Here is a 23,650-nt window from a genome sequence, read left to right as displayed (position 1 = left end):
TGATGGGGCGTTGGCGGTCGATGCCCGCAGTCCCGGGGGAACTCACCGTGGCATCGTAGCGACCTGTGACGATCGTCCTGCTCCCGGACACACTCGACGGCGAACCCGTCCTTCCGGCACACGTCCAAGCAGTCCGCTACGCAGCCGACCGACCGCTGCCCGCCGAGGCCGACGAGGCGGAGGCGCTCGTGGTCTGGGGCAGCTCCCGTGGATGGTTGGCCGAGGCCGCCGCGCGCCTGCCCAAGGTGCGCTGGGTGCAGTCGCTGGCCGCCGGGCCGGAGAACGTGCTGGCCGCCGGGTTCGGTCCCGAGGTGGTCATCACGTCCGGCCGCGGCCTGCACGACCTGCCGGTCGCGGAGCACACCCTGGCCCTGACGCTGGCCCTGGTCCGCGGCGTGCCGGAGCTGGTGCGCGCCCAGCAGCAGCACCGCTGGGCGGCCGAGCTCGGTGGGTTGCAGCCGCTGCACCCCGAGGGCTCGGTGCGCACGCTCCTGGACGCCCACGTGACGGTCTGGGGCTTCGGGTCGATCGCCGCCCGCCTCGCACCCGCCCTCGCGGCGCTCGGGGCCCACGTGACCGGGATCGCGACCGCGGCCGGCGTCCGGCACGGGTTCCCGGTGGTCACCCGTGCCGCGGTGAGCGAGGTGCTGCCGGGTACCGACGTGCTCATCGGGCTGCTGCCCGCGACGGACGCGACCCGGCACGCCATCGGCGCCGGCGCACTGGCCCTCCTGCCGTCGCGGGCGCTGCTGGTCAACGTCGGCCGTGGAGCGACCCTCGACGAGGAGGCGCTCGTCGCGGCCCTGCGCGCAGGCCGCCTGGCGGGCGCGGCGCTGGACGTGTTCGAGAGCGAGCCGCTGCCGTCCGACTCACCCCTCTGGGACGAGCCGTCGGTGCTGATCAGCCCGCACGCCGCGGGTGGGCGGCCCGTCGGCGCCGCCGAGCTGGTCGCGGACAACCTGGTGCGGTTCGTGTCCGGCAGCCCGTTGCGCAACGTGGTGCAGCGGTAGCGGCTGGCGCGGCTCCCGTCAGAGGTGCGGCTGCCTCCGTCGCGGCTGGCAGCGGGGGCACAGGTACGACGAGCGGTTCATGAACTCCTCCCGGCGCACCGGTGTGCCGCACCGGGGGCACGGGCGACCCGCCTGGCCGTAGACCGCCAACGACCGGTCGAAGTACCCCGAGGCGCCGTTCACCGCGACGTACAGCGCGTCGAAGCTGGTCCCGCCCGCTGCCAGCGCCTCGCGCATCACCTCGGCCTCTGCCTCCAGCAGCCGCAGCCCGTCGGCCCGGCGCAGACCTGCCGTCGGCCGGGCGTAGTGCAGCCGCGCACGCCAGAGGCCCTCGTCCGCGTAGATGTTCCCGATGCCGGAGACCAGCGTCTGGTCCAGGAGCGCCCGCTTCAGGCCCGTGCGGCGGGAGCGGATCGCGTGCACCACGGCGGCCGGGTCCAGCGCGGGGTCCAGCACGTCACGGGCGATGTGCGCCGCAGGGGCGGGTATCGCCGGTAGTGCGGAGCCGAGGCCCCCGGCACCACCGTCGGACGTGGGGACGAGGTCGGGCACGGACAGGTGGCCGAAGGTGCGCTGGTCGACGAAGTCGAGCCGCGACCCGTCGTCGAGCTGCAGCCGCACGCGCAGGTGCGGGTGCTGAACGGCCTCGTCGTCCCCGGGCGGGTGCACCCGCAGCTGTCCGCTCATCCCGAGGTGCGCCATCAGGGCGTCGTCGTCCGAACCCAGCAGCAGCCACAAGAACTTGCCCCGCCGGACCGCTGCCGTCAGCGGCCGCCCGGCCAGCCGCGCGGCGAAGTCGAGCGGACCGCCGTCGTGCCGCCGGACGCTGTAGTCGCGGTGCACCTGCACCCCGGCGACCGTGCGTCCGACGACGTGCCGCGCCAGACCGTCGCGGACCGTCTCGACCTCGGGCAGCTCCGGCAAGCGGTCTCAGCCGCCGAGCGTGCGGCCGTCAGCCACGGCCTGCGCCTCTGCCTCGTCCTGGGCGTCCCGGAGCGCGCCCAGGGCGAGATAAGCCGCCTCGGCCGCCTCCTGCTCGGCGATCTTCTTCGCCGAGCCCACACCCGTGCCGCGCACCTCGCCGCCCACCACCACCTGGGCGGTGAACACGCGCGCGTGGTCGGGGCCCTCGCCCGTGACCAGGTACTCCGGTGCGCCCATGCCGAGCGCGGCAGCGAGCTCCTGGAGGGAGGTCTTCCAGTCCAGCCCGGCTCCGAGGTCCGCCGCCCGCGTGAGGGTCGGTCCCACCAGCCGGTCCACCAGCACCCGCGCCGTCTCCAGGCCGTGGGTGAGGTAGACGGCGCCGAAGATCGCCTCGAGGGTGTCCGAGAGGATCGAGTCCTTGTCCGCACCACCCGTGGCGAGCTCACCCTTGCCGAGCAGCACGAACCGGCCGAGGTCCAGCTCCCGGGCGACTCCCGCGAGGGCGCGCTGCGACACCGTCGCCGCACGCATCTTGGCGAGGTCGCCCTCGGGGTGGTCGGGGTGCTCCCGGTAGAGCCGCTCCGTGACGACCACGCCGAGCACCGAGTCGCCGAGGAACTCGAGGCGCTCGTTGGTCGGCAGACCCCCCGCCTCGTGGGCGAAGGACCGGTGGGTCAGGGCAAGCACGAGAAGCTCGGGGTCCAGGTGGACCCCGAGCTTCGTCAGCAGCTGATCGGCCGCGGTGCTCATCACGAGATCACCGCGCGAGGTCAGACGCCCTCGAACTCGCTGCGCACGGCCTGGGCGTACTGCCGGCCGTTGTAGGTGCCGCAGGACGGGCACGCGACGTGCGGCTGCTTGTCAGCCTTGCACTGCGGGCAGGTGGTGAGCGGCGTGGCAGTGGTCTTCCACTGCGAGCGGCGCGCCCGGGTGTTGCTGCGCGACATCTTGCGCTTCGGAACAGCCACGGCTAGCTCTCTTTCGTCTCGTCATCCTGGCCGACCAGGCTGCCCAGGGCAGCCCATCGGGGGTCAAGCGTCTCATGCGTGTGGTCCGGGTCGTCCGCCAGGTGCGCACCGCACTGCGGGCACAGGCCCGGGCAGTCCGGCCGGCACACCGGCTGGAACGGCAGCGCAGGCACCACCGCGTCCCGCAGCGCGGGTTCGAGGTCGATCAGATCGCCCTCGAGCTCCCGCACGTCCTCGTCGTCGTCACCGTCCTGGATCGCGACCGCCGCACGTTCGGGGTACACGTACAGCTCGGACAGGTGCACCTCGACGTCCTCGAGCACCTGGTCCAGGCAGCGCACGCACTCCCCGACCGCCTGGCCGCGAACCGTTCCGGAGACCAGGACCCCCTCAGTCACCGCCTCGAGCCGGAGGTCCAGCTCGAGCTCGGATCCGTCAGGGATGCCGATGACCGCCGTGCCGAGGTCGGCGGGGGCCGCCACCGTCCGGCGCTCGGGTCGCATCGACCCCGGTGCCCGGCCCAGCTCGTGCGTGTCCAGCACCAGGGGCGAGCGGGGATCGAGCTGGCCAGGGCGCTGCACGGCAGGTGTCCCCTCGTCGATCTCGGTCCGGACCACCACCGGCAGGACCAGCCGGCAACTCTACGGCACCCGGTAGGGCGCGCCAAAACGCAGCGACTACAGGCCCGCGGCGCCCAGCCGCCCCGCGAGCTTCGCGCGACCGGCCTGCACCTGGCTCAGCACCTTGCCCAGGTCGATCTCGAAGTCCGCCAGGCGCCGGTCGCAGTAGTCGTCGGCATCGCGCCGCAGGGCGTCGGCCTGCTCCTGCGCGTCCGCGAGCAGCTGTGCCGCACGGTCGCGGGCCTCGACCGTGATCGCCTCGGCCTCGACGAGCCGGTCGGCCTGCTCCCGGGCGCGAGCGAGGATCGCCTCGGCCTCGGACCGGGCGTCGGCACGCGCCGCGTCGGCGTCGGCCAGGAGGGCGTCGGCCCTGGTCAGCTGCGCCGGCAGCGCCGCACGGGCCTGGTCGACGAGGTCGAGCAGCTCCGCGCGGTTCACCAGCACGGACGACGACATGGGCATCGCGCGCGCCTGCTCCACCGCGGCCGCCAACGCCTCCAGCACGCCCTGCACACCGCCCGTGCGGTCGTCGATCTCGCTCACCACGTCACCTCCGTCGCTGCCGACACGCTCGGGCCGTCGGAGCCCGTCACGACCCCCGCACCGCCCCCGGCACCGGCTCCCTCCGCCGCCACCGCCCGCAGGACCGCCTCGGCGACACCCGGCGGGACGAGGTCGTCGATCCGCCCGCCGTGCCGGGCCACGTCCTTCACCAGGGACGAAGCGATGTGAGCGAGCGCCGTGTCGCCGGGGACGAACACCGTCTCGACGCCGGACAGGTGCCGGTTCATCAACGCCATGGCGAGCTCGGCGTCGACGTCCGCACCACCGCGCAGGCCCTTCACCACGGCGTCGGCACCCGTCTCACGCAGGAAGTCGGCGAGCAGCCCCTCGGTGGCGGCCACGCGCACCCCCGGCAGGTCCGCCACGGCCTCGCGCACCAGCCGCACGCGCTCGTCCACGCCGAGCAGAGGGCGCTTGGCGGAGTTGTGCGCGACCGCGACGACCACCTCGTCGAACATCGACCGCGCGCGCCGCACCACGTCCAGGTGGCCGAGGGTCACGGGGTCGAACGACCCGGGGCAGACGGCGAGGCTCACGGTGCCAACCTACGCCGGGCCGGTGCGCGAACGCCGTCAGGACGTCGTGGCGAACCAGACGTGGGTCTCGCCGTAGCCGCGCTCGCCGTCCGCCACGAGACCGTCCGGCCACGTGGGCCCGGCCCCCCGGGCAGAGCGCTCCACGACGACGACGGCGCCCGGCGCCAGCGCCGGCACGAGGGCGGCGAGGACGTCGTCGAGCGCGGCGGCGGGGACGTCGTAGGGCGGGTCCAGCAGCACGAGGTCCCACGGCGCTGCGGCGGGCCGCGCGACGAACCGTTCGACGCGCTCTGCCACCACCTGCACCCGCGCCGCGAGGCCCAGCGTGGTCGCGTTGCGGCGGCACACGTCCGCCGCGGCACGGGCCGCCTCGACGAGCGTCACGGTGGATGCGCCCCTGCTCGCCGCCTCGAGGCCCAGCGCTCCGGACCCGGCGTACAGGTCGAGCACGCGGGCACCGGCCACCGCGTCGCGGTGCTCCAGCCGGGAGAACAGCGCCTCCCGGACGCGTTCGCTGGTGGGACGGGTTCCGCGCGGAGGGACCTGGAGGGTGCGCCCGCCGGCCGAGCCCGCGACGATCCGGGTCACGGACGTCCCGTGCGAGCGCCGGTCTTCTTCTTCTCCTCCTCGAGGAGCTCCTGCTGGCGGGCCATCCAGTCCATGACGCCGCCCGTCGCCAGGGAGGACGAGATCAGCACGGCGACGACCGCCAGCGCGGCCTGCACCAGGAGCAGCGTGGGGCTCACGGTGCGCAGCAGGACGGCGATCCACGTCGGGAGCAGACCGAGGACCAGCACGTCCGGCCCACGGGCGATCACGGAGGCGACCCCGGTCGGCAGGGCGCCCATCGGCGTGGACACCAGCGGCTTGTTCCAGTCTGGCGCCGGTCGGTACGCCGCCCGCACCGCACCGGCGGCCCAGACGGGTGTCCCGGCCACCGCGAGCGCCAGCCAACCGGGCACGTCCGCCGCCCAACGCCCGAGCCCGGCGAACACGACCAGGTTCCAGACGAGCATCACCCCGCCCGGCACCACCATCCGCAGCCGACGCACCGTCTTGGCCGCGAGCGGCAGCGCCCGGTCGAGCACCGGCGCCATCTCGCCGCGACGAGCCCCTTCGGCCGTCGCGCTCTGCGCCACCATCCCGGACAGCAGCAGCGCGAGCAGGACGGCCGCCGGGGCCGCGAGCTGCGGCACGACGGTGGCGAGCAGCGGCACCAACGCGGCGACGGCCAGCTGGACCACGTGTCGCGACGAGCGTCGCAGCAGCACGAGATCGGCGGTGATCAGGGCGCTGGTGGCACCGCGGACGGTGCGCAGGCGCGAGATGCGCCGCCGGGCTGGCGACTCACTGCCTGCGGACAGCGCGCGGCCCAGCTCCCGGGAGTCCATCGAGACGACGGCCCCGATCGCCTGCGTCACCACGGAGCCGCTCTCGCGCAGCGTCCGTGCGGGGATGCGGTCCAGCCGGCGGTCCACCACGGCGGCGAGCCCGACGACCACGACCGCCGCGACCACGAGCAGGGGCCACGACGGGACGGGCAGCGCCCCGACGCGCGTGCCCGCGAGCGTCAGGCCGATCGCCACCAGCGGCGCGGCGGCCAGCACGAGGTCGCCGACCAGGGCGGTGTGCCGACGGGCGACGCCCAGCGACTGGCCGACGGCCGCGAGCAGGACCAGCAGCACCGAACCGAGGGCGCCCGCCGCGGCGGCGCGCAGCACGCGGTCACCGCCGTCGGCCAGCAGACCGGCGTCGAGCAGGGCCACGACGACCGCACCCGCAGCGGCGGCGACGAGCGGCAGCCGCCGAGCCGCCGGCCGCAGGAGGCCGCGACGCGGGACCGGGAGGCTCAGCCACCAGGAGGCCTCGGCACCGCCCGCAGCGACCGGGCCGAGGCGGCCCGCCAACGACACCAGCACGCCGACGAGTCCCGCGACCAGGACGGTCACCAGCGTCGGCAGGTTCAGCCCGTGCGGTGCCGCCACCGCCGGCGCCGGCGGCAGCGCCACGCGCAGCTGCTGCGCCACACCGAGCGCCACGCCCACGGCGATCGCCAGCATGATGACCGCGTAGTACACGTCCGACAGCAGCGAACCGACGCCGGCGCCGGCCCTGGTACGGCCCGCCGCCGCGGTGAAACGTCGGACTGCCTGCGCGGACGGCAGCTCGCCGCGCTCCCCCGGCAGGACCGCGGGCGTGCCGTCGACCGTCTCCGACGACGTCACGCCGGCACCTGGGCGATCAGCGCAGCCCCGTCCTCGGCCGACAGCAGCTCGCACCGTTCCTCGTCGACGTGCAGCGCCCGGTCCGCCACGCCGCGCACCAGTGCGGGGTCGTGGGTCGCGACCAGGACCGCGCCCCCGGCGGCCTTCTCGGCTCGCAGACGCTCCATCAGGCGCGCGTGCATCCGCCGGTCGAGCCGCTGCTCCGGCTCGTCCAGCACCAGGAGGGACCGCGGACGGGCGAAGCCCGCCGCGAGCAGCAGCCGACGCCGCTGACCGGACGAGAGGGCCACCGGCAGGGCCCGCGCGTGCTCGGTGAGGCCGAACTCCTCCAGCAGCTCGTCGACCCGGTCCCACGCGTCCCGCACGCCGTGACCGCGGGCGACCAGGTACAGGTGCTCCGCGACGGACAGGGACGGGAAGTAGGCGTCGTCGTCGAGCACGCTCGAGACCTGCGTGCGGAAGCCGATCTCGCGCTCGTCGACCTCGGAGCCGAAGACCTCCAGCCGTCCCTTCACCGGCTCCAGAAGCCCGATCACGGCACGCAGCACGGTGGACTTGCCTGCGCCGTTCGCGCCGACGAGCGCAAGGGCGCGCCCGGGCTGCAGGGTGAAGGTGACGGGTGCGCACACCGGGGCGCCGCCGTAGCCGACGAGCAGGTCCTGGGCGCGGACGGCGGGCACGGGTTTCGGCACGACGGTCAGGGTAGACCGAGCGGGCGACCGTCCCGTGGGCCGGTCGGGGTGCCTGGGTGCGGGGGCCGCGGTGCCATCCCGGTGGGCGGCCTCAGACCCGCTCGAGGAACTCCTCGCGGTCACCGGTCAGCCGGTCGGCGATCGCGGCGTCGAGCGGTGGCCAGCTCCGCAGCTCCGGGTCGTCCGCCACGAACCGCGTCGCATCCGCGCGGGCGCGTTCGATCACGTCCACGTCGCGGGCGACGCGGAGCAGCCGCAAGGAGCTCGTCCCGCCGGACTGCGCCGCTCCGAGGACGTCTCCCTCGCGGCGCAGCTCGAGGTCGGCGGCCGCGAGGGCGAACCCGTCGGACGTGGTGGTCAGCGTCGTCAGCCGGTCCCAGGCCGGTGTCCCCTCCGTCGCGTGCGAGACGAGCAGGCAGGTGCCAGGTGCGGTGCCGCGACCCACCCGACCACGCAGCTGGTGCAGCTGGGACAGGCCGAACCGGTCGGCGTCGAGGACCACCATGACGGTGGCGGCCGGGACGTCGACGCCGACCTCGATGACCGTCGTGGTGACCAGCACGGGCACCGTCCCGGCGGCGAAGTCGGCCAGCACCTCGTCCCGGGCCTCCGCCGGCAACCGCCCGTGCAGCAGGCCGATACGCACACCGGCCAGCTCCGGGCGGCTGCCGAGGTCCTCCACCACCTCGAGCACGGCGCGCAGCGGTCGGCGCGGACCGGTCGTGCCCTCGTCGTCGAGCAGGTCGGCGCCGTCCAGCTCCGCCTCCGGCGAGGCGGCCGACGCGTCGTCGGGATCGATCCGTGGGCAGACGACGAACACCCTGCCCCCGGCATCCACCTGCTCGCGCACCAGGGCCCACGTCCGGGCCACGTAGGCGGGTCGGTCCGCCGCCGCCATGAAGGTGCGCACGCCGCTGCGTCCGGCCGGCACCTCGGACAGGACCGACGTCTCGAGGTCCCCGAACACCGTCATGGCGACGGTCCTGGGGATCGGCGTCGCGGTCATCACCAGCAGGTGCGGGGTCGCCTGCGCCTTGGCGCGCAGCAGGTCACGCTGCTCGACGCCGAAGCGGTGCTGCTCGTCCACCACCACCAGCCCGAGGTCGGCGAACTGCACGGTGGAGGACAGCAGCGCGTGCGTCCCGACGACGATCCCGGCCCGGCCTCCCGCCGCATCGGCGAGGGCCTCCCGTCGGACCGCCGCCGGCTGGGAGCCCGTCACCAGCGTGACCCGGGTCGCCACGTCGGCCCCGCCGAGGAACCCTCCCTCCGCCAGGTCGCCGAGGAGGGCCCGGAGGGTCCGGGCGTGCTGGACCGCCAGCACCTCGGTGGGGGCCAGCAGGGCAGCCTGCCCGCCGGAGTCGACCACCTGGAGCATCGCGCGGAGCGCCACCACCGTCTTGCCCGATCCGACCTCGCCCTGCAGCAGCCGCTGCATCGGGTGGTCGCCGGCCAGCTCATGCGACAGCACCTGCCCGACCTCACGCTGGCCCGCGGTCAGGGTGAACGGCAGCCGGGCGTCGAAGGCGTCCAGCAGACCCTCCGGGCGGCCTGGACGTCGCACAGCAGCCTGCTGCGCCGCCTGCACCCGCCGGCGGGCCAGCTCGGCCTGGAGGACGAACGCCTCCTCGTACCGGAGCCGGTCCTGCCCGCGGCGCCAGTCGGCGTCCACGTGCGGCTCGTGCACGTCCGTCAGCGCCGAGCGCAGGGTCCCGAGGCCCTGGTCGGCCCGCACCCGCGGCGGCAGCGGATCGAGCACGTCGTCCTCGTCCAGACCGGCGAGCACCCCACGGATCGCCTCCCGGATCTTCCACGACTCGATGCTCTTCGACGCCGGGTAGATCGGGATCGGCCACGCCGCCTCCTCGCGGTGCCGCTCCTCGTCCAGGTCGTCGCCGAGGAGCGTGAACGCCGGGTGCAGCAGCTGCAGCTTGGGGCCGTACCGGCTCACCGTTCCGGTGAACATCGCCCGGCGACCCGGCAGCAGCACGCCCTCGTGGTACTTCAGGACGCCCGGCCGGGCGGCGAAGAACCCGAGGTCGAGGCGACCGCGCCCGTCGGTGACCACCGCCTCCAGCAGCCCCCGGCCCTGTCGGGTGGTTCGCAGGGTCACCTGGACCACCTGGGCGACGACCGTGACGTGCTCGCCCTCCCGGAGGCCCGCCAGGTCCGTCAGCTGCCCGGGTTCGGCGTAACGGCGCGGATAGTGCCGCAGCAGGTCCCCCACCGTGTGCAGGCCAAGTCCCCCCAGCGCCTTGGCGGCCCCCTTCGACACCAGGGTGGTCAGCGGGCGGTCCAGGGGGCGGTCGGAGCGCACGGCCGACGTGCTGGCGCGCGATCCCGCACTCGAACGGTCGGCCACCTCAGTCCACCCCGATCCGCCACGCCGGTCCGGACCCGACCGGACCGACCGGCACCGCGTCGAGGTCCGGGAAGCGGTCCGCGAGCGCGCCGAGCACGGCGGCCCCGGCCCGCAACGGGTGCGCGTGCTGGAGCGTGACGGCCTGCGCGGACGGCAGCTCCGCGACCAGCCGCTCCACGGCGCGCACCACGTCGCCGACGCCGTCCGCCGCCTCGACGTCACAGCTGCGCAGCCGGAGCAGGGCGGCGCGCGCCTGCTCGGCCCGCCCCGCCGCGGCGCCACCGTGCGTGCCGAGCAGCGCGAGGGACGCGACGGCCGTCCGCAGCACGCCCACCGCCGTGTCCACGGCCTCCACCCGCACCCCGGGCAGCTCACCGCCGCCACCGTCCGGGTCGACCAGGAGCCGGACGGCGGCGGCGGCCTCCTCGGTCCCGGGGAGCACCACCACGTGGTCGGAACCGGTGTCGGCAGCCGCACGGACCAGGTGTGCCGCGTCCACGGGCGCCTCCGGGCACTGCACGACCACGACCGCGCCACCGGTGGCGAACCAGCCGGCCGTCGCGGGCGACGCCGTCCCGATCACCACCCCCAGGTCGTCGCCCGCGGCCACCTGGGCGGCCGCCCCCTCGACGAGCCGCACCACCACCTGCTCGCGCGGCCCGGCGGCCCCGCCCGCCTCGATAGCGGCCGCCGGCAGGTCGGTGTGCACGTGCAGGTGCCACAGGTCGTCCGCACCGACCACGGCGACCGAGTCGCCGACCTCGGCGAGCGCCGTCCGCAACCGGTCCCCCACCGCGGCGTCCGGCTCCGAGGGCCGGACCAGCATCATCACCTCGAAGGTGCCGCCGAACCCGGGTGCGTTCCGACCACCCGTCCGTGGGCCGCCCACCGGGAGCCAGTCCGGGGCGCCGGTCAGCGGAGCCGGTTGCTGGCCGGTGGGCGCCAGGAGCGCGCGCTCGAGCGCCTCGAGCAGCACCAGCAGGGCGCAGGCGCCCGCGTCGACCACGCCGGCCTGCCGCAGGACCGGGTTCCCCGCGCTGACGTGGCGCAGCTCCGCTCGCGCCTCGCGAAGGGCCACGCCGAGCACCTGGTCCGCCGGCCCGCCGTCCGCGGCCGAACGGCTCGCACGCTCGCCGACCAGCCGCGCGACGGTGAGCACCGTGCCCTCCTGCGGCAGCGCGACCGCGCGGGCGCTCTCGGCTGCTGCCCGCACCAGCGCCCGCGCAAGCAGCTTCCCGTCCGTGCCCGGCGCGCGGCCGGGGACGTCGTGGGAGGCGTCGCCGAGCCCTGCGGCGAACCCCTCGAGGTACTGGCTGAGGATGACGCCGGAGTTGCCGCGCGCCGACCGCAGGCATCCCAGGGCGAACGCGCGCGCGACCTCCTCGGCGTCCGCGGACTGCGGCGCCCGCCCTGCCGCGGCCGCGCCCCCGGCCAACGTCAGCCGGACGTTGGTGCCCGTGTCCGCGTCCCGCACGGGGAACACGTTCACCGCGTCGATCCGGGCGGCCGACCACGCCATCGCGTCGGCGGCGGCCACGGCCCAGGCCCGCACGACGGCGCCGTCCAGCTCCTCCATCGACCTCCCTCTCGTCGGGGCCTAGCCTGCCCGGGACCGCCGACAGCGCGACCGCCCGCGCCATTTTGGACCCCACCGGACCGTGGGCTAGTCTTGTCCGGTTGTCCGGCCGGTCCGGACCACTGGTGGTGCCCGGCTCGGCTCCCATCGTCTCGCGACGGTGCCGGCGGCCGTGCGGAGCGCCCCACCTGGCGGACGGAGCTCGATCTCCGGCCCGTCCGGCCCTCGAACCATGCACCACTGAAGACCAGGAGAAGATCGTGGCTGCCAACTGCGACGTCTGCGCCAAGGGCCCGAGCTTCGGGCACTCCGTCTCGCACTCGCACATCCGCTCGAAGCGGCGCTGGAACCCGAACATCCAGCGCGTGCGCGTGGTCGTGGCCGGGACGCCGAAGCGGCTGAACGTGTGCACCTCGTGCCTCAAGGCCGGGAAGGTGCAGCGCGCGGTCTGACCGACCCGTCGAGCGTCACCGAAGGCCCGTGGGCTCAGCCCGCGGGCCTTCGTGCTGCCCGGCGGCGTCGACCAGCCGTCCCCGTGCCGGTGGACCTTCGCACCGCCGACGCTGCCACCGCCACAGGACGCTGTGGCATCGTGAGCCCATGGAGCAGCCCGACGAGGTGGTCGTCCGCCTGGCCGACGTCCACGACGCGTCCGGAATCGCCGAGGTGCACGTCAGGTCGTGGCAGGAGGCCTACGCCGGCATCGTCCCCGACTCGTACCTGGCGGACCTCGACCCGCACGAGCGCACCCCGGTCTGGGCGGACCTGCTGAGCAGGGGCCCCGCCGACGAGGTGCGGACCTGGGTCGCCGTTGTCGGCGACCGCATCGTGGGCTTCGCATCGCTCGGTCCCGGCCGCGACGAGGACAGCCTCCGGGCGGACCGCGAGATCTACTCCATGTACCTGTCCCCCGAGCAGTGGGGCCGCGGGGTCGCGCGGGAGCTGATGCGCACGGTGATCGCGGAGGCCGGCGCCGGCCGGCGCCTCGTCCTGTGGGTCATGGCGGACAACGAGCGAGCACAGCACTTCTGGCGCCGCCACGGGTTCCAGCCGGACGGCATCGAGAAGTACGAGGACGTCGGCGGTGCCGAGCTGCTCGAGGTGCGCTACCGCCGAGGCTGACGGGTCAGCCGCCGAAGTGGTCCCACCCGGGCGCGACGTCGGGCACGGCCCCGGCGACGAGCACCCCGGGCCGGCCGCCGTGCGGCACCGGCCGCACGTGACCGACCACCCGGAACGGCTCCGGGAGCACGGCGTCGGGCGGGAACGTCGCGAGCAGACCGTGGTCCTCGCCGCCGCCCAGCACCCAGCTGCGGGCGAGCTTCCCGAGCGCGCCGGCGGCATCGGCCAGGCGGTCCAGGTCGTCTCCGAAGGCGTCCTCCGCGCGGTCGAGGTCGATCACCACGCCGCTCGCGCGTCCCACCCGACCGGCATCGCGCAGCAGGCCGTCCGACACGTCGATCATGGCGGTGGCGCCGGCACGAGCCGCCGCCGGCCCGGCGTCCAGCGGGGACGTCGGGCGCAGGTAGGCCGCCACCAGCTCGTCGTCCAGGTGTCCCCGGCCGGCGAGCAGCAGGTCGAGGCCCGCCGCCGACCAACCGCGGACGCCGGCGTGCGCCACCACGTCGCCCGCCCGGGCACCGGACCGGCGCACCGGCGCCGCACCCTCGAGGTCACCGTGCGCCGTCACGCTCACCACGACGAGCGGACCACCGGACAGGTCGCCGCCCACGACGCCGACCCCGAGCGGACCGCACGCCGCGGCGAGCCCCTCGGCGATGCCGACCGCCCAGTCGACCGGCAGGTCGCCCGGCATCACGAGCGCGACGACCAGGGCCGTCGGCCGGGCGCCCATCGCGGCGATGTCGGCGAGGTTCTGGACGGCAGCCCGCCGGCCGACGTCCATGCCCGACGACCAGTCCCGACGGAAGTGCTGGTTCTCCACGAGCACGTCGGTGGTGACCACCACCCGGCCGTCCGGGGCGTTCACCACGGCGGCGTCGTCGCCGGCGGCGATCAGCGTCAGCCGGCCCCTCGGGAGCACCGGGACGATGCGACGGAGCAGCGCCTCCTCGGAGAGGTCACGGACGAGCAGCTCAGCCACGGCGGCCCACGCTAGCGCTACGGTGGCGTGTGCCCCTCCCGATGCCCGCCTGGCGGCGCCGTGCCGTCCTGCGGACCTCCGCTCTGCTGGGCGCCGCCGTCACCGTCGGTCCTCTCGCAGGCTGCGCGAGCACCGTGCCCGTCGCCGTGGCGACGCACGCGACGGACCCCGTGTGCGCCGACGTCGTGCTCAGCACGCCGGACGTGCTCGGTCCGGGGCTGCACCGGCTCGCGACCTCCGCGCAGGCCACCACGGCCTGGGGGACCAAGCGGGCGCCCGTCGTCCTGCGGTGCGGTGTCCAGCCACCGGGGCCGACCACCGAGCGGTGCGAGACGATCCAGACGCCGAACGGCCCCAGCATCGACTGGCTGGTGATCCCGGCCGACGCTGCCGCCTCGAGCACGGGCGCGCCGACCGACTGGACGTTCGTCACCTACGGACGCGTCCCGGCGGTCGAGGTGCACGTGCCGGCCGAGGTGGCCGCACAGCGCTCGACGTCGTTCCTCGACGCGCTGGGACCCGCGATCGCGCGGACGGCGAAGGAGCGTTCCTGCGTCTGACCGGTGCGGCGGGCGACCGCCCCGGGCGCGGCGGTGCTCAGCGCAGGCCGGTGGGCCGTTCGAGCGCGAGCCGCAGGAGCTCGTCGACCAGCGTCGGGTAGTCGGTACCCGTCGCGGCCCACATCCGCGGGTACATCGAGAACGGCGTGAACCCCGGCATCGTGTTGATCTCGTTGACCACCACGTCGCCGTCGGGCGTGACGAACACGTCGACGCGGGCCAGACCCTCGCAGCCGACGGCGTCGAACGCCTGCACCGCGATCGCCCGGACCCGCTCGATGACGTCCGCGGGCAGGTCGGCCGGGCACTCGAGGCGCACGCTGGCCTCGTCGAGGTACTTGGCCTCGAAGTCGTAGAAGGCGTGCCGGTGATCGGTGACGACGATCTCCCCCGGGAGCGACGCCCGTGCCGGCCGGCCGTCCGCGCCGCCCAGCACGCCGCACTCGATCTCGCGACCGACGATCGCCGCCTCGACGACGACCTTGGGGTCGTGCTCCGCCGCCGCGCGGATCGCCGTCTCCAGGTCCGCCCAGTCGTCCACGCGGCTGATGCCCAGGCTGGACCCGGCTCGCGCGGGCTTGACGAACACCGGCAGGCCGAGCTCCTGCACGTGCGCGACCACACCCACGGGGTCCCGGTCCAGCTCGCCGGGACGCACCACGCGGTACGGCCCGACAGTCAGCCCCTGACCGGCGAAGACCAGCTTCATCATCTGCTTGTCCATGCCGACCGCGGAGGCGAGCACGCCGGCCCCGACGTACCGGACGTCGGCGAGCTCGAGCATCCCCTGCAGCGTGCCGTCCTCACCGAACGGGCCGTGCAGCAGCGGGAAGACGACGTCCACGGTGCCCAGCGCCTCGGCGACCCCGCCGCGCAGCACCTGCAGCTCGCGGTCGTCGACCGCCTGGGGCAGCAGCACGCGTGCTGGTGCGTCCGTCACCTCCGGCAGCCTGCCGCCGGTGATGGCCCAGCGGTCCGGGTCGTCGTCCACCAGCACCCACCGACCGTCACGGGTGATGCCGACGGCGAGCACGTCGTAGCGGTCGCGGTCGATCGCGCGGAGCACTCCCCCTGCGGTGACGCAGCTGATGGGGTGCTCGCCGGACCGGCCGCCGAACAGCACCATGACCCTGGGGCGGCGCGGGGCGGAAGTGTCGGACATCGCGCCGACCCTACCCCGAGCAGCGGGCTACCCTGCGCGGGTGAACGACACGTCGGAGCACCCGATCGGCCTGTCCCCCGCCACGCTGGCGGTCACCGCAGGCCGGCCGCCGCGTGCGCAGGGCGCTCCGGTCAACCCCCCGATCGTGCTCTCCTCGACGTACGTGTCCCAGGGCGTGCCGGGCCCGGGCGAGCTCGTGTACACGCGCAGCGGCACCGAGACGTGGCGACCGTTCGAGGAGGCGCTCGGACAGCTCGAGGGCTCCGCCCGTCCCGCCCTGCTGTTCGGCTCCGGCATGGCGGCGGTGGCAGCGGCGCTCTCGCTGGTGCCCACCGGCGGCACGGTCGTCGTGCCGCGGCACGCCTACCAGGTCAGCCTGGGCCTGCTCGACGAGCTCGAGGCACGAGGCGCCCTCTCCGTGACGCGGGTCGACATCGCCGACACCGAGGCGGTGGTCGGGGCCCTCAGCGGGGCGGCGATGCTCTGGGTGGAGACGCCGACCAACCCGATGCTCGAGGTCGCGGACCTGCCGGTGCTCGTGGCGGCGGCGCACGGCGTCGGCGCTCTCGTGGCGGTCGACAACACCTTCGCGACCCCGCTCGGTCAGCGGCCTCTGACGCTCGGCGCCGACGTCGTCGTGCACTCGGTGACCAAGTACCTCGCGGGCCACAGCGACGTCGTGCTGGGCGCAGCTCTGGCGGACGACGAGACCATCCATGCGCGCCTGCTGGCGCACCGGACGGTCCACGGCGCCATCGCGGGGCCCTTCGAGGCGTGGCTGGCGCTCCGCGGGCTGCGGACGCTGGCCCTGCGCGTCGAGCGGTCGCAGGCCACGGCCGCTGAGCTCGCGCGCCGCCTGGCGGACCACCCCGACGTCGCCGAGGTGCGGCACCCGAGCCTGCCGGGCGACCCGGGGCACCGGCGCGCCGCACGGCTGATGGAGGGCTTCGGCTCGATCCTCTGCGTCCGGCCCACGGGCGGACCGGCCGTCGCGGACGCGGTGGTGGGCGCCGTCCGGCTGTGGGTCCCCGCGACCAGCCTGGGTGGGGTGGAGTCGTCGCTCGAGCGCCGTCGGCGCTACAGCACCGAGTCACCCACCGTCCCGGACGACCTGCTCCGGCTCTCCGTCGGCATCGAGGACGTGGAGGACCTCTGGTCCGACCTCGACGCGGCGCTGCGGGTCGCGACCAACCGCTAGCTAGAGGCCCTCGGCCTTCGTCGGCCGACCCAGCAGCAGCGGAGCGAGCTCGTCCACCGGCAGGTCCTCGTAGAGGACGCGCACCACGGCCTCCGTGATGGGCATCTCGACACCGCGGGAGCGGGCGAGGTCCAGCACGGGTCGGCACGTCTTGACGCCTTCGGCGGTGCCGCCCGTCGCCGTGATCGCCTCCGCCAGCGACATCCCCGCGCCGAGGTGCACACCGAGCCGGTGGTTGCGGGAGTCGGGCGACGCGCACGTCGCCATCAGGTCTCCCATGCCGGCCAGACCGCCGAACGTGTCGGCATCGGCGCCCAGGGCCAGACCGAGCCGGGTGATCTCCACCAGGCCCCGCGTGATCACCGTGGCCATCGTGTTGAACCCGAGGCCGCGGCCCTGCGAGATGCCGACCGCGAGCGCGATGACGTTCTTCACGGCACCGCACAGCTCGACGCCCACCACGTCGGGGTTGGTGTAGGGCCGGAAGTACGACGACCGCACGGAGCGCGCGACGAAGGCGGCGGTGTCCGGGTCCGTGCTGGCGACGACCGTGGCCGTCGGCTGCCGCTGGGCGATCTCGTGCGCGAGGTTCGGTCCGGAGATGACCGCGACCCGTCCCGCCGGCACGTCGAGCGCCTCGGCGACCACCTGGCTCATCCGCCGGTCGGAGGACAGCTCGACGCCCTTCATCAGGGACACGACGACGGTCTCCGGACCGATGGCCGACCGGAGGGGCTCGAGCAGCGCCCGCGCACCCTGCGACGGCACGGCGACGGCGACCAGGTCGGCTCCCCGTACCGCCTCGACGACATCGGCCTCCGCGGTCACGGCCGCTGGCAGGGCCACCCCGGGCAGGTAGGCCTCGTTGCGGAGCTCGTCGCGGATCTGCCGGCACACCCGCGGGTCGCGGCCCCAGACGGTCACGTCACAGCCGGCGTCGGCCAGCACCATCGCGAACGTGGTGCCCCAGCTGCCCGCCCCCAGCACGGCTGCGCGGGTGGCCGTGCCCGACGGGCGCGTGCCCGATGTCGGGTCGTCCGTCACGACGCCGACGGCGTGCTGGTCGCCCCGCCACGACCACCCGGAGGCGGCACGAACCGGACGGCGGGGGCCTGCTCGCCGCGGATGCCCTCGAGCAGCCGCGTGATCGCCTCCATCACGCGCTCCGTCGCCTCGCGCAGGGTCGCGGAGTCCATCGGTCGGTCGTACAGGTCGTCGAGCACCACGGGCGGCCCGGCGAGGACCTCGACGTGCGCCCGGGGGAACAGGTGCGGCACCTTGCCGTAGCGCGCGAGCAGGTGGTGCGCCCCCCACTGGGCGACGGGGATCACCGGGGCCCGGGTGGTCAGCGCGAGACGTGCCACACCGGTCTTGCCCTGCATCGGCCACATGTCCGGCTCGCGCGTCAGCGTCCCCTCGGGGAACACCACCACGCACTCACCGTCGCGGACAGCCTGGGCGCCCGCGTCCAACGACTGACCGGCGGCGCTGCTGTTGCGCTGCACCGGGATCTGGCCGGTCCCGCGCAGCGCGGCGCCGATCACCGGTGCCGTGAACAGCGACGCCTTCGCCAGGATCCGCGGCACCACCCCGTTGTCCCAGAGGAAGTGCGCCAGGGTCAGCGGGTCGGCCTGCGTGACGTGGTTCGCCGCCACGATGAACCCGCCCTCCCTGGGCAGGTTCTCCACCCCCCGCCAGTCCCGCCGCGTCGTGGCGAAGAGGACGGGGCGCACGACGGCGGCCACACGGCGGTAGGCGCGGTTCGCTCGCGCGGGGGTCGGCACGGCGACGATGCTAGCCGCAGCGTCAGCGCGGCTCCTCCCGGCTGAACTGCGCACCCAGCGCCTCGAGCTTGTCGGTGAACCGCTCGTACCCACGGTCGATCAGGCTGATGCCCCGCACGGCCGACGTGCCCTTGGCGGTCAGCGCCGCGATCAGGTGGCTGAACCCGCCGCGCAGGTCGGGCACCTCGATGTCCGCGGCCGACAGGGGGGTCGGTCCGGAGATCACGGCGGAGTGGTAGAAGTTCCGCTGCCCGAACCGGCACGGCCGGCTGCCGAGGCACTCCTTGTACACCTGGATGGTCGCGCCCATCCCGACGAGCGCGTCCACGAACCCGAAGCGGTTCTCGTACACCGTCTCGTGCACGATCGACAGGCCCTTGGCCTGGGTCAGCGCCACGACCAGCGGCTGCTGCCAGTCGGTCATGAACCCGGGGTGCACGTCCGTCTCGAGCTGGATGGAGTTGAGGTCGCCGCCCGGGTGGAAGAAGCGGATGCCGTCCTCCTCGACGGCGAACTCGCCGCCGACCTTGCGGAACGTGTTGAGGAAGGTGGTCATCTCCGGCTGCGTGGCGCCACGGACGAACACGTCGCCCCCGGTCGCCAGCGCCGCCGAGGCCCACGAGGCGGCCTCGATCCGGTCCGCCAGCGCGGTGTGGCTGAAGCCGACGAGCCGCTCGACGCCCTCGATCCGGATCACCCGGTCGGTGTCGACGGAGATGATCGCGCCCATCTTCTGCAGGACGTTGATCAGGTCCATGATCTCGGGCTCGATCGCCGCGTTCGCCAGCTCGGTGATGCCCTCGGCGCGCACGGCCGTCAGCAGCAGCTGCTCGGTGGCGCCCACGCTGGGGTACGGCAGGGCGATCTTGGTGCCCTGGAGCCGCTGCGGGGCGACGATGTGGATGCCGTTGGGCCGCTTGTCCACCACCGCGCCGAACTGCCGAAGGATGTCGAGGTGGTAGTTGATCGGACGGTCGCCGATGCGGCAGCCGCCCAGGTCCGGGATGAACGCCTCACCGAGGCGGTGCAGCAGCGGGCCGCAGAACAGGATCGGGATCCGGCTGGACCCGGCGTGCGCGTCGATGTCCGCGACGTGCGCGGACTCCACGTCGGTCGGGTCGATGCGGACCGTGCCGGCATCGGCGTCCACGTCCACCCGGGCTCCGTGCAGGTCGAGGAGCCCCGTCACCACCTGCACGTCCCGGATCTCCGGGACGTTGCGCAGGACGCTGGGTGTCTCGCCCAGCAGGGCGGCGACCATCGCCTTGGACACGAAGTTCTTGGCGCCGCGGACGGTGATCTCACCGTTCAGCGGGTTGCCACCGTCGACGTACAGCAGGTCGGCCATCGCACCATCGTCTCTCATGGGTTCACGAGCCCCGGACCGCGGTCCCGGGTGCGGCGAGGATCCCACCCGAAACCCTCACAAGCCACCCGGGAGGTCCTCCGGTGGCACACAGGGAGCCGTGCGCCGTTCCGTCCTGGTCACGAACGCGGTGCGCGCCTCAGTGCTTCCCCTTGGACGACTTCTTCGCCCCGCGTGCCTTCGCCGAACCGGACGACGCCTTCGTCGTCGCGAGCTTCTTGCCCTTCTTACCCTTCGCGGGCTTCGCGCTGTCGGCGTGCTTGGAGCCCGTGGGCTTGCCCTTGGACGTGGACTTGCGCTGCGACTTCGGCTCGACCTTCTGCGAGCCGGTCGACGCCTTGCCCGACGTCCCGACCGAGGCCGCCTCGTCCGTCGCTCGCGGCAGCGCTTCGGCGTCCGTGGGGACCGCTGCCGGTGCGGCCGGGTGAGCCGATGCGGGGAGCCGTCCCGCGGGCGCGGCGCCGGCGTCCCCGCTGACCAGCGCCTCGCGCAGCTGGACGCCCTGGCGGAAGCGGGCCACGGTCGTCGCAGCCACCTCGACCGCCGCCCCGGTCCGCGGGTTCCGGGCGGTGCGCGCGGACCGAGCGACCGGCTCGAACGTCCCGAAGCCCGTCAGGGCGACGCGTTCGCCGGCGACGAGCGCCGCCGTGATCTCGTGCAGCACCGCGTCGACCGCGTGCGCCGCCTGCGCGTGGCTCGCTCCGTCGCGTGCCAGACGTGTCGCGAGCTCGGACCTGCTGACCATCGGACCCTCCTCGGTGTCGGACGTGCTCCCACGCTAGGTGGTGCACGCCCCGCCCGAGGCCGGCACGCGGGACCAGATCGCGAACGACGTCTGGTCCCGCGCTGCGCGTTCAGCTGGTGCGGGAGGCGCCGAGCTCGACGTGCACCACGGGCCGGGCCGCGACGATCGCGACCGGCGGCAGGTGCTTGGCCGGGAGGGTGGCGGGCCGCCACGCCTCACGACGTGCCTCGAACTCCGTGATCTCGGCCTCGTGCTGCAGCGTCAGGCCGATGTCGTCGAGGCCCTCCAGCAGCCGCCAGCGGGTGTAGTCGTCCACCGCGAACGGCACCACTACGTCGTCGCACGTGACGGTCTTCGACTCCAGGTCCACGGTCACCTCGGTGCCCGGGTGCGTCTCGAGGACCTTCCACAGCAGCTCGACGTCCTCCTGGGCGACCTGCGCGGCGAGCAGCCCCTGCTTGCCGGAGTTGCCGCGGAAGATGTCGGCGAACCGCGCCGAGATCACCACGCGGAACCCGTAGTCCTTCAGCGCCCAGACGGCGTGCTCGCGCGACGAGCCGGTGCCGAAGTCGGGACCGGCGACCAGCACGGAGCCGCTGCGGTAGGCGTCCTGGTTGAGCACGAACGCCGGGTCACCGCGCCAGGCGGCGAACAGCGCGTCCTCGAAGCCCGTGCGGGTGACCCGCTTGAGGTAGACCGCCGGGATGATCTGGTCGGTGTCGACGTTGCTGCGGCGCAGCGGGACCCCGACGCCGGTGTGCTGGGTGAACTTCTCCATCGTCGTCGTCCTCGTCTCAGGCGGTCAGCAGGTCGGGGGTGAGGGGCGAGCCGTCCGGGGAGACGACGTCCGGCCCGAGGTCGGACACGGACGACAGCGTCCCGCGGATCGCGGTCGCGGCCGCCACGAGCGGCGACACGAGGTGCGTGCGACCGCCCTTGCCCTGCCGGCCCTCGAAGTTGCGGTTGGACGTCGAGGCCGACCGCTCGCCCGGCGCCAGCTGGTCCGGGTTCATGCCGAGACACATCGAGCAGCCGGCGTTGCGCCACTCCGCACCGAAGTCCAGGAAGATCTTGTCCAGGCCCTCCGCCTCCGCCTGGAGGCGGACGCGTGCGGACGACGGCACCACGAGCACGCGGACGCTCTCGGCCTTCTGCCGGCCCTTGACGAGCTTGGCGACGGCGCGCAGGTCCTCGATCCGTCCGTTGGTGCACGAGCCGATGAAGACGGTGTCCACGGCGATCTCCCGCAGCGGCTGCCCGGGCGTCAGGCCCATGTACTCGATCGCCCGCTCGGCCGCGACGCGCTCGTTGGCGTCCGCGATCTGCTCGGGCACCGGCACGTTGCCGGACAGCGGGAGACCCTGGCCCGGGTTGGTGCCCCACGTGACGAACGGCTCGAGGTCGGCAGCCTCCAGCACCACCTCGGCGTCGAACTGCGCATCCTCGTCCGACCGCAGCGTGCGCCAGTACTCCACGGCCGCGTCCCAGTCGGCCCCCTCGGGAGCGTGCGGACGGCCCTTGAGGTACTCGAAGGTCGTGTCGTCCGGCGCGATCATGCCGGCGCGGGCACCGGCCTCGATCGACATGTTGCAGACGGTCATCCGGCCCTCCATCGTCAGGGACCGGATCGCCTCCCCGCGGTACTCCAGCACGTAGCCCTGACCGCCGCCGGTGCCGATCTTGGCGATGATCGCCAGGATGATGTCCTTGGCGCCGGCCCCCTGCGGCAGCTGACCGTTCACCGTGATCGCCATGGTCTTGAACGGCGCGAGCGGCAGCGTCTGCGTGGCCAGGACGTGCTCCACCTCGCTGGTGCCGATGCCGAACGCGAGGGCGCCGAACGCCCCGTGGGTCGACGTGTGCGAGTCGCCGCACACCACCGTCAGGCCCGGCTGCGTGAGGCCGAGCTGCGGACCGACCTGGTGCACGATCCCCTGGTCGGCGTCGCCGAGCGAGTGGATCCGCACACCGAACTCGGCCGCGTTGCGCCGCAGCGTCTCGATCTGGGTCCGGCTGGTCGGGTCCGCGATCGGCAGGTCGATGTCGAGCGTCGGGGTGTTGTGGTCCTCGGTCGCGAGCGTCAGGTCGGGACGACGCACTCCTCGACCCGCCAGCCGCAGGCCCTCGAACGCCTGGGGGCTGGTGACCTCGTGCACCAGGTGCAGGTCGATGTAGAGCAGGTCGGGAGCCCCGTCCGTGCCGCGACGCACCACATGTGCGTCCCAGACCTTCTCCGCCAGCGTGCCGGTCATAGGTGAGTCCCGTCTCGTCGTGCTGTCCCGTGTCCTCGTCGTCGGCGTCAGCCTCGGTACGAGTCGCTGCGCGACCCGCCGAACCCGCGGCTTGCATCTCAGGGTTCGAGACGCCAATATCGACCTATGGACAACTCTAGCGGAGTCGGCGTCCTCGACAAGGCCGCCTCCGTCCTCAGCGCCCTCGAGGCCGGCCCGGCGACGCTCGCGCAGCTGGTCACCGCCACCCATCTTGCCCGTCCCACGGCGCACCGACTGGCCGTCGCGCTCGAGCACCACCGCCTCGTCGCCCGCGACCTGCAGGGACGCTTCGTGCTCGGACCCCGGCTGTCCGAGCTGTCGACCGCCGCGGGCGAGGACCGCCTCCTCGCGACCGCCGGCCCCGTGCTCGCCGCCCTGCGGGACCACACGGGTGAGAGCGCCCAGCTCTACCGCCGCCAGGGCGACATGCGCATCTGCGTCGCCGCCGCGGAGCGTCCGGTCGGCCTGCGCGACTCGATCCCGGTCGGCGCGACGCTGACGATGCTCGCCGGGTCGGCCGCCCAGATCCTGCTCGCCTGGGAGGAGCCGGACCGGCTCCACCGGGGGCTCCAGGGCGCGAAGTTCACCGCCACGATCCTGTCCGGGGTGCGCCGACGGGGCTGGGCGCAGTCGGTCTCCGAGCGTGAGGTCGGTGTCGCGTCCGTCTCCGCGCCCGTGCGCGGACCGTCCGGGCGGGTTGTCGCGGCCGTCTCCGTGTCCGGTCCGCTCGAGCGGCTCTCCCGGCAGCCCGGCCGGCTTCACGCCGCCGCGGTCGTGTCCGCCGCGAACCGCCTGACCGAGGTGCTGCGCCGCACCGGCGACTGACCCCGAGGTCGACGTCCACCAGGCGGCAAGAGCACGACGAAGGCCCGGTCACCTCGGTGACCGGGCCTTGTGCGTACCCCCGACCGGATTCGAACCGGCGCTACCGCCGTGAGAGGGCGGCGTGCTAGGCCGCTACACAACGGGGGCCTACGCCTG

The 23,650-nt window shown here is 74.4% G+C and carries 25 protein-coding genes and 1 tRNA gene; 6 read left to right on the top strand and 20 right to left on the bottom strand.

Features of this window, described 5'->3' with window-relative positions:
* The first annotated feature begins 65 nt into the window (after positions 1–65).
* On the top strand, positions 66–1,010 hold the full coding sequence (locus ACFQTY_RS06420; protein WP_378098626.1) for an NAD(P)-dependent oxidoreductase: 945 nt from the start codon (positions 66–68) through the stop codon (positions 1,008–1,010).
* Between the two features lie 18 nt (positions 1,011–1,028).
* Here the strand turns inward: ACFQTY_RS06420 and mutM are convergent, their stop codons facing one another.
* The 11 genes from mutM to ACFQTY_RS06365 all read right to left on the bottom strand — a co-directional run bounded on the left by mutM (position 1,029) and on the right by ACFQTY_RS06365 (position 11,477).
* Positions 1,029–1,934 carry a bifunctional DNA-formamidopyrimidine glycosylase/DNA-(apurinic or apyrimidinic site) lyase gene (gene mutM, locus ACFQTY_RS06415; RefSeq protein WP_378098624.1) on the bottom strand — a complete coding sequence of 302 codons (906 nt, stop codon included), beginning with the start codon at positions 1,932–1,934 and terminating at the stop codon, positions 1,029–1,031.
* A gap of 6 nt (positions 1,935–1,940) precedes the next feature.
* A complete protein-coding gene (rnc, locus tag ACFQTY_RS06410; protein ID WP_378098622.1) occupies positions 1,941–2,684 on the bottom strand; it encodes a ribonuclease III in 744 nt (247 codons plus the stop codon).
* A 20-nt stretch (positions 2,685–2,704) separates the two neighbouring features.
* The gene (gene rpmF / locus ACFQTY_RS06405; protein WP_263729217.1) at positions 2,705–2,902 is read right to left on the bottom strand and encodes a 50S ribosomal protein L32; all 198 of its coding nucleotides are present in this window, start codon (positions 2,900–2,902) and stop codon (positions 2,705–2,707) included.
* 2 nt (positions 2,903–2,904) lie between these two features.
* Complete coding sequence (locus ACFQTY_RS06400; protein WP_291759646.1) at positions 2,905–3,483, bottom strand: DUF177 domain-containing protein; 579 nt, start codon at positions 3,481–3,483, stop codon at positions 2,905–2,907.
* 96 nt (positions 3,484–3,579) lie between these two features.
* The gene (locus ACFQTY_RS06395) at positions 3,580–4,065 is read right to left on the bottom strand and encodes a hypothetical protein (protein ID WP_291759106.1); all 486 of its coding nucleotides are present in this window, start codon (positions 4,063–4,065) and stop codon (positions 3,580–3,582) included.
* Complete coding sequence (gene coaD / locus ACFQTY_RS06390) at positions 4,062–4,622, bottom strand: pantetheine-phosphate adenylyltransferase (protein WP_291759107.1); 561 nt, start codon at positions 4,620–4,622, stop codon at positions 4,062–4,064. The genes ACFQTY_RS06395 and coaD overlap by 4 nt, the downstream gene beginning before the upstream one ends.
* Before the next feature lie 36 nt (positions 4,623–4,658).
* A complete protein-coding gene (rsmD, locus tag ACFQTY_RS06385; RefSeq protein WP_291759109.1) occupies positions 4,659–5,210 on the bottom strand; it encodes a 16S rRNA (guanine(966)-N(2))-methyltransferase RsmD in 552 nt (183 codons plus the stop codon).
* On the bottom strand, positions 5,207–6,847 hold the full coding sequence (locus tag ACFQTY_RS06380; RefSeq protein WP_291759112.1) for a DUF6297 family protein: 1,641 nt from the start codon (positions 6,845–6,847) through the stop codon (positions 5,207–5,209). The genes rsmD and ACFQTY_RS06380 overlap by 4 nt, the downstream gene beginning before the upstream one ends.
* Positions 6,844–7,539, bottom strand: a complete 696-nt coding sequence (locus ACFQTY_RS06375) for an ABC transporter ATP-binding protein (RefSeq protein WP_263729223.1) — start codon at positions 7,537–7,539, stop codon at positions 6,844–6,846. The genes ACFQTY_RS06380 and ACFQTY_RS06375 overlap by 4 nt, the downstream gene beginning before the upstream one ends.
* Before the next feature lie 91 nt (positions 7,540–7,630).
* Positions 7,631–9,856 (bottom strand): ATP-dependent DNA helicase RecG, encoded by a 2,226-nt coding sequence (locus tag ACFQTY_RS06370; RefSeq protein ID WP_291759115.1) that lies wholly within the window; start codon positions 9,854–9,856, stop codon positions 7,631–7,633.
* A 46-nt stretch (positions 9,857–9,902) separates the two neighbouring features.
* Entirely contained in the window at positions 9,903–11,477 is a 1,575-nt protein-coding gene (locus tag ACFQTY_RS06365) for a DAK2 domain-containing protein (RefSeq protein WP_378098617.1), read from the bottom strand.
* Positions 11,478–11,737: 260 nt separating this feature from the next.
* Between ACFQTY_RS06365 and rpmB the strand changes: the two genes are divergently transcribed.
* Complete coding sequence (rpmB, locus tag ACFQTY_RS06360; RefSeq protein ID WP_263729226.1) at positions 11,738–11,929, top strand: 50S ribosomal protein L28; 192 nt, start codon at positions 11,738–11,740, stop codon at positions 11,927–11,929.
* 148 nt (positions 11,930–12,077) lie between these two features.
* Positions 12,078–12,599 carry a GNAT family N-acetyltransferase gene (locus ACFQTY_RS06355; protein WP_291759119.1) on the top strand — a complete coding sequence of 174 codons (522 nt, stop codon included), beginning with the start codon at positions 12,078–12,080 and terminating at the stop codon, positions 12,597–12,599.
* A 4-nt stretch (positions 12,600–12,603) separates the two neighbouring features.
* Here ACFQTY_RS06355 and ACFQTY_RS06350 read toward each other — a convergent pair whose 3' ends face one another.
* Positions 12,604–13,572: a thiamine-phosphate kinase gene (locus ACFQTY_RS06350; RefSeq protein WP_378099125.1), complete on the bottom strand. Its 969-nt coding sequence runs from the start codon at positions 13,570–13,572 to the stop codon at positions 12,604–12,606.
* Positions 13,573–13,610: 38 nt separating this feature from the next.
* Here ACFQTY_RS06350 and ACFQTY_RS06345 point away from each other — a divergent pair, with 38 nt between their 5' ends.
* Positions 13,611–14,141 (top strand): DUF3515 family protein, encoded by a 531-nt coding sequence (locus ACFQTY_RS06345; RefSeq protein WP_378098614.1) that lies wholly within the window; start codon positions 13,611–13,613, stop codon positions 14,139–14,141.
* Positions 14,142–14,178: 37 nt separating this feature from the next.
* Here the strand turns inward: ACFQTY_RS06345 and ACFQTY_RS06340 are convergent, their stop codons facing one another.
* On the bottom strand, positions 14,179–15,303 hold the full coding sequence (locus ACFQTY_RS06340) for a D-alanine--D-alanine ligase family protein (protein ID WP_378098612.1): 1,125 nt from the start codon (positions 15,301–15,303) through the stop codon (positions 14,179–14,181).
* 40 nt (positions 15,304–15,343) lie between these two features.
* On the opposite strand from ACFQTY_RS06340, the gene ACFQTY_RS06335 reads away from it, so the two are divergent.
* Complete coding sequence (locus tag ACFQTY_RS06335; RefSeq protein WP_378098610.1) at positions 15,344–16,501, top strand: trans-sulfuration enzyme family protein; 1,158 nt, start codon at positions 15,344–15,346, stop codon at positions 16,499–16,501.
* On the opposite strand, the gene ACFQTY_RS06330 is transcribed toward ACFQTY_RS06335, so the two are convergent.
* From ACFQTY_RS06330 to leuC, 6 genes are all read right to left on the bottom strand, one after another.
* Positions 16,502–17,545, bottom strand: a complete 1,044-nt coding sequence (locus ACFQTY_RS06330; RefSeq protein ID WP_378098608.1) for an NAD(P)H-dependent glycerol-3-phosphate dehydrogenase — start codon at positions 17,543–17,545, stop codon at positions 16,502–16,504.
* The gene (locus ACFQTY_RS06325; RefSeq protein WP_291759134.1) at positions 17,542–18,285 is read right to left on the bottom strand and encodes a 1-acyl-sn-glycerol-3-phosphate acyltransferase; all 744 of its coding nucleotides are present in this window, start codon (positions 18,283–18,285) and stop codon (positions 17,542–17,544) included. The genes ACFQTY_RS06330 and ACFQTY_RS06325 overlap by 4 nt, the downstream gene beginning before the upstream one ends.
* A gap of 22 nt (positions 18,286–18,307) precedes the next feature.
* A complete protein-coding gene (gene murA, locus ACFQTY_RS06320) occupies positions 18,308–19,633 on the bottom strand; it encodes a UDP-N-acetylglucosamine 1-carboxyvinyltransferase (RefSeq protein ID WP_291759138.1) in 1,326 nt (441 codons plus the stop codon).
* Between the two features lie 157 nt (positions 19,634–19,790).
* Positions 19,791–20,396, bottom strand: coding sequence for an HU family DNA-binding protein (locus ACFQTY_RS06315; RefSeq protein ID WP_378098605.1), 606 nt, complete (start codon positions 20,394–20,396; stop codon positions 19,791–19,793).
* Positions 20,397–20,505: 109 nt separating this feature from the next.
* A complete protein-coding gene (gene leuD, locus ACFQTY_RS06310; protein ID WP_291759146.1) occupies positions 20,506–21,174 on the bottom strand; it encodes a 3-isopropylmalate dehydratase small subunit in 669 nt (222 codons plus the stop codon).
* 16 nt (positions 21,175–21,190) lie between these two features.
* Complete coding sequence (leuC, locus tag ACFQTY_RS06305) at positions 21,191–22,648, bottom strand: 3-isopropylmalate dehydratase large subunit (protein ID WP_291759148.1); 1,458 nt, start codon at positions 22,646–22,648, stop codon at positions 21,191–21,193.
* A 126-nt stretch (positions 22,649–22,774) separates the two neighbouring features.
* Here leuC and ACFQTY_RS06300 point away from each other — a divergent pair, with 126 nt between their 5' ends.
* Positions 22,775–23,494 carry an IclR family transcriptional regulator gene (locus ACFQTY_RS06300; RefSeq protein ID WP_263729237.1) on the top strand — a complete coding sequence of 240 codons (720 nt, stop codon included), beginning with the start codon at positions 22,775–22,777 and terminating at the stop codon, positions 23,492–23,494.
* A gap of 74 nt (positions 23,495–23,568) precedes the next feature.
* Here ACFQTY_RS06300 and ACFQTY_RS06295 read toward each other — a convergent pair.
* A tRNA-Glu gene (locus ACFQTY_RS06295) sits at positions 23,569–23,641 on the bottom strand.
* Positions 23,642–23,650: the final 9 nt, after the last annotated feature.

This window comes from Cellulomonas sp. T2.31MG-18, from assembly GCF_964266755.1.
Taxonomy (GTDB): Bacteria; Actinomycetota; Actinomycetes; order Actinomycetales; family Cellulomonadaceae; genus Cellulomonas.
The sequence above is the reverse complement of the archived record's forward strand: the minus strand, read 5'-3'. Positions and strand labels throughout refer to the sequence as shown.

Bases quoted from the DNA above. Each gene is read 5' to 3' on its own strand.
- rnc (WP_378098622.1), bottom strand. From the start codon at position 2,684: ATGAGCACCGCGGCCGATCAGCTGCTGACGAAGCTCGGGGTCCACCTG.
- ACFQTY_RS06365 (WP_378098617.1), bottom strand. From the start codon at position 11,477: ATGGAGGAGCTGGACGGCGCCGTCGTGCGGGCCTGGGCCGTGGCCGCC.
- ACFQTY_RS06355 (WP_291759119.1), top strand. From the start codon at position 12,078: ATGGAGCAGCCCGACGAGGTGGTCGTCCGCCTGGCCGACGTCCACGAC.
- ACFQTY_RS06340 (WP_378098612.1), bottom strand. From the start codon at position 15,303: ATGTCCGACACTTCCGCCCCGCGCCGCCCCAGGGTCATGGTGCTGTTC.
- murA (WP_291759138.1), bottom strand. From the start codon at position 19,633: ATGGCCGACCTGCTGTACGTCGACGGTGGCAACCCGCTGAACGGTGAG.
- ACFQTY_RS06315 (WP_378098605.1), bottom strand. From the start codon at position 20,396: ATGGTCAGCAGGTCCGAGCTCGCGACACGTCTGGCACGCGACGGAGCG.
- leuD (WP_291759146.1), bottom strand. From the start codon at position 21,174: ATGGAGAAGTTCACCCAGCACACCGGCGTCGGGGTCCCGCTGCGCCGC.
- leuC (WP_291759148.1), bottom strand. From the start codon at position 22,648: ATGACCGGCACGCTGGCGGAGAAGGTCTGGGACGCACATGTGGTGCGT.
- ACFQTY_RS06300 (WP_263729237.1), top strand. From the start codon at position 22,775: ATGGACAACTCTAGCGGAGTCGGCGTCCTCGACAAGGCCGCCTCCGTC.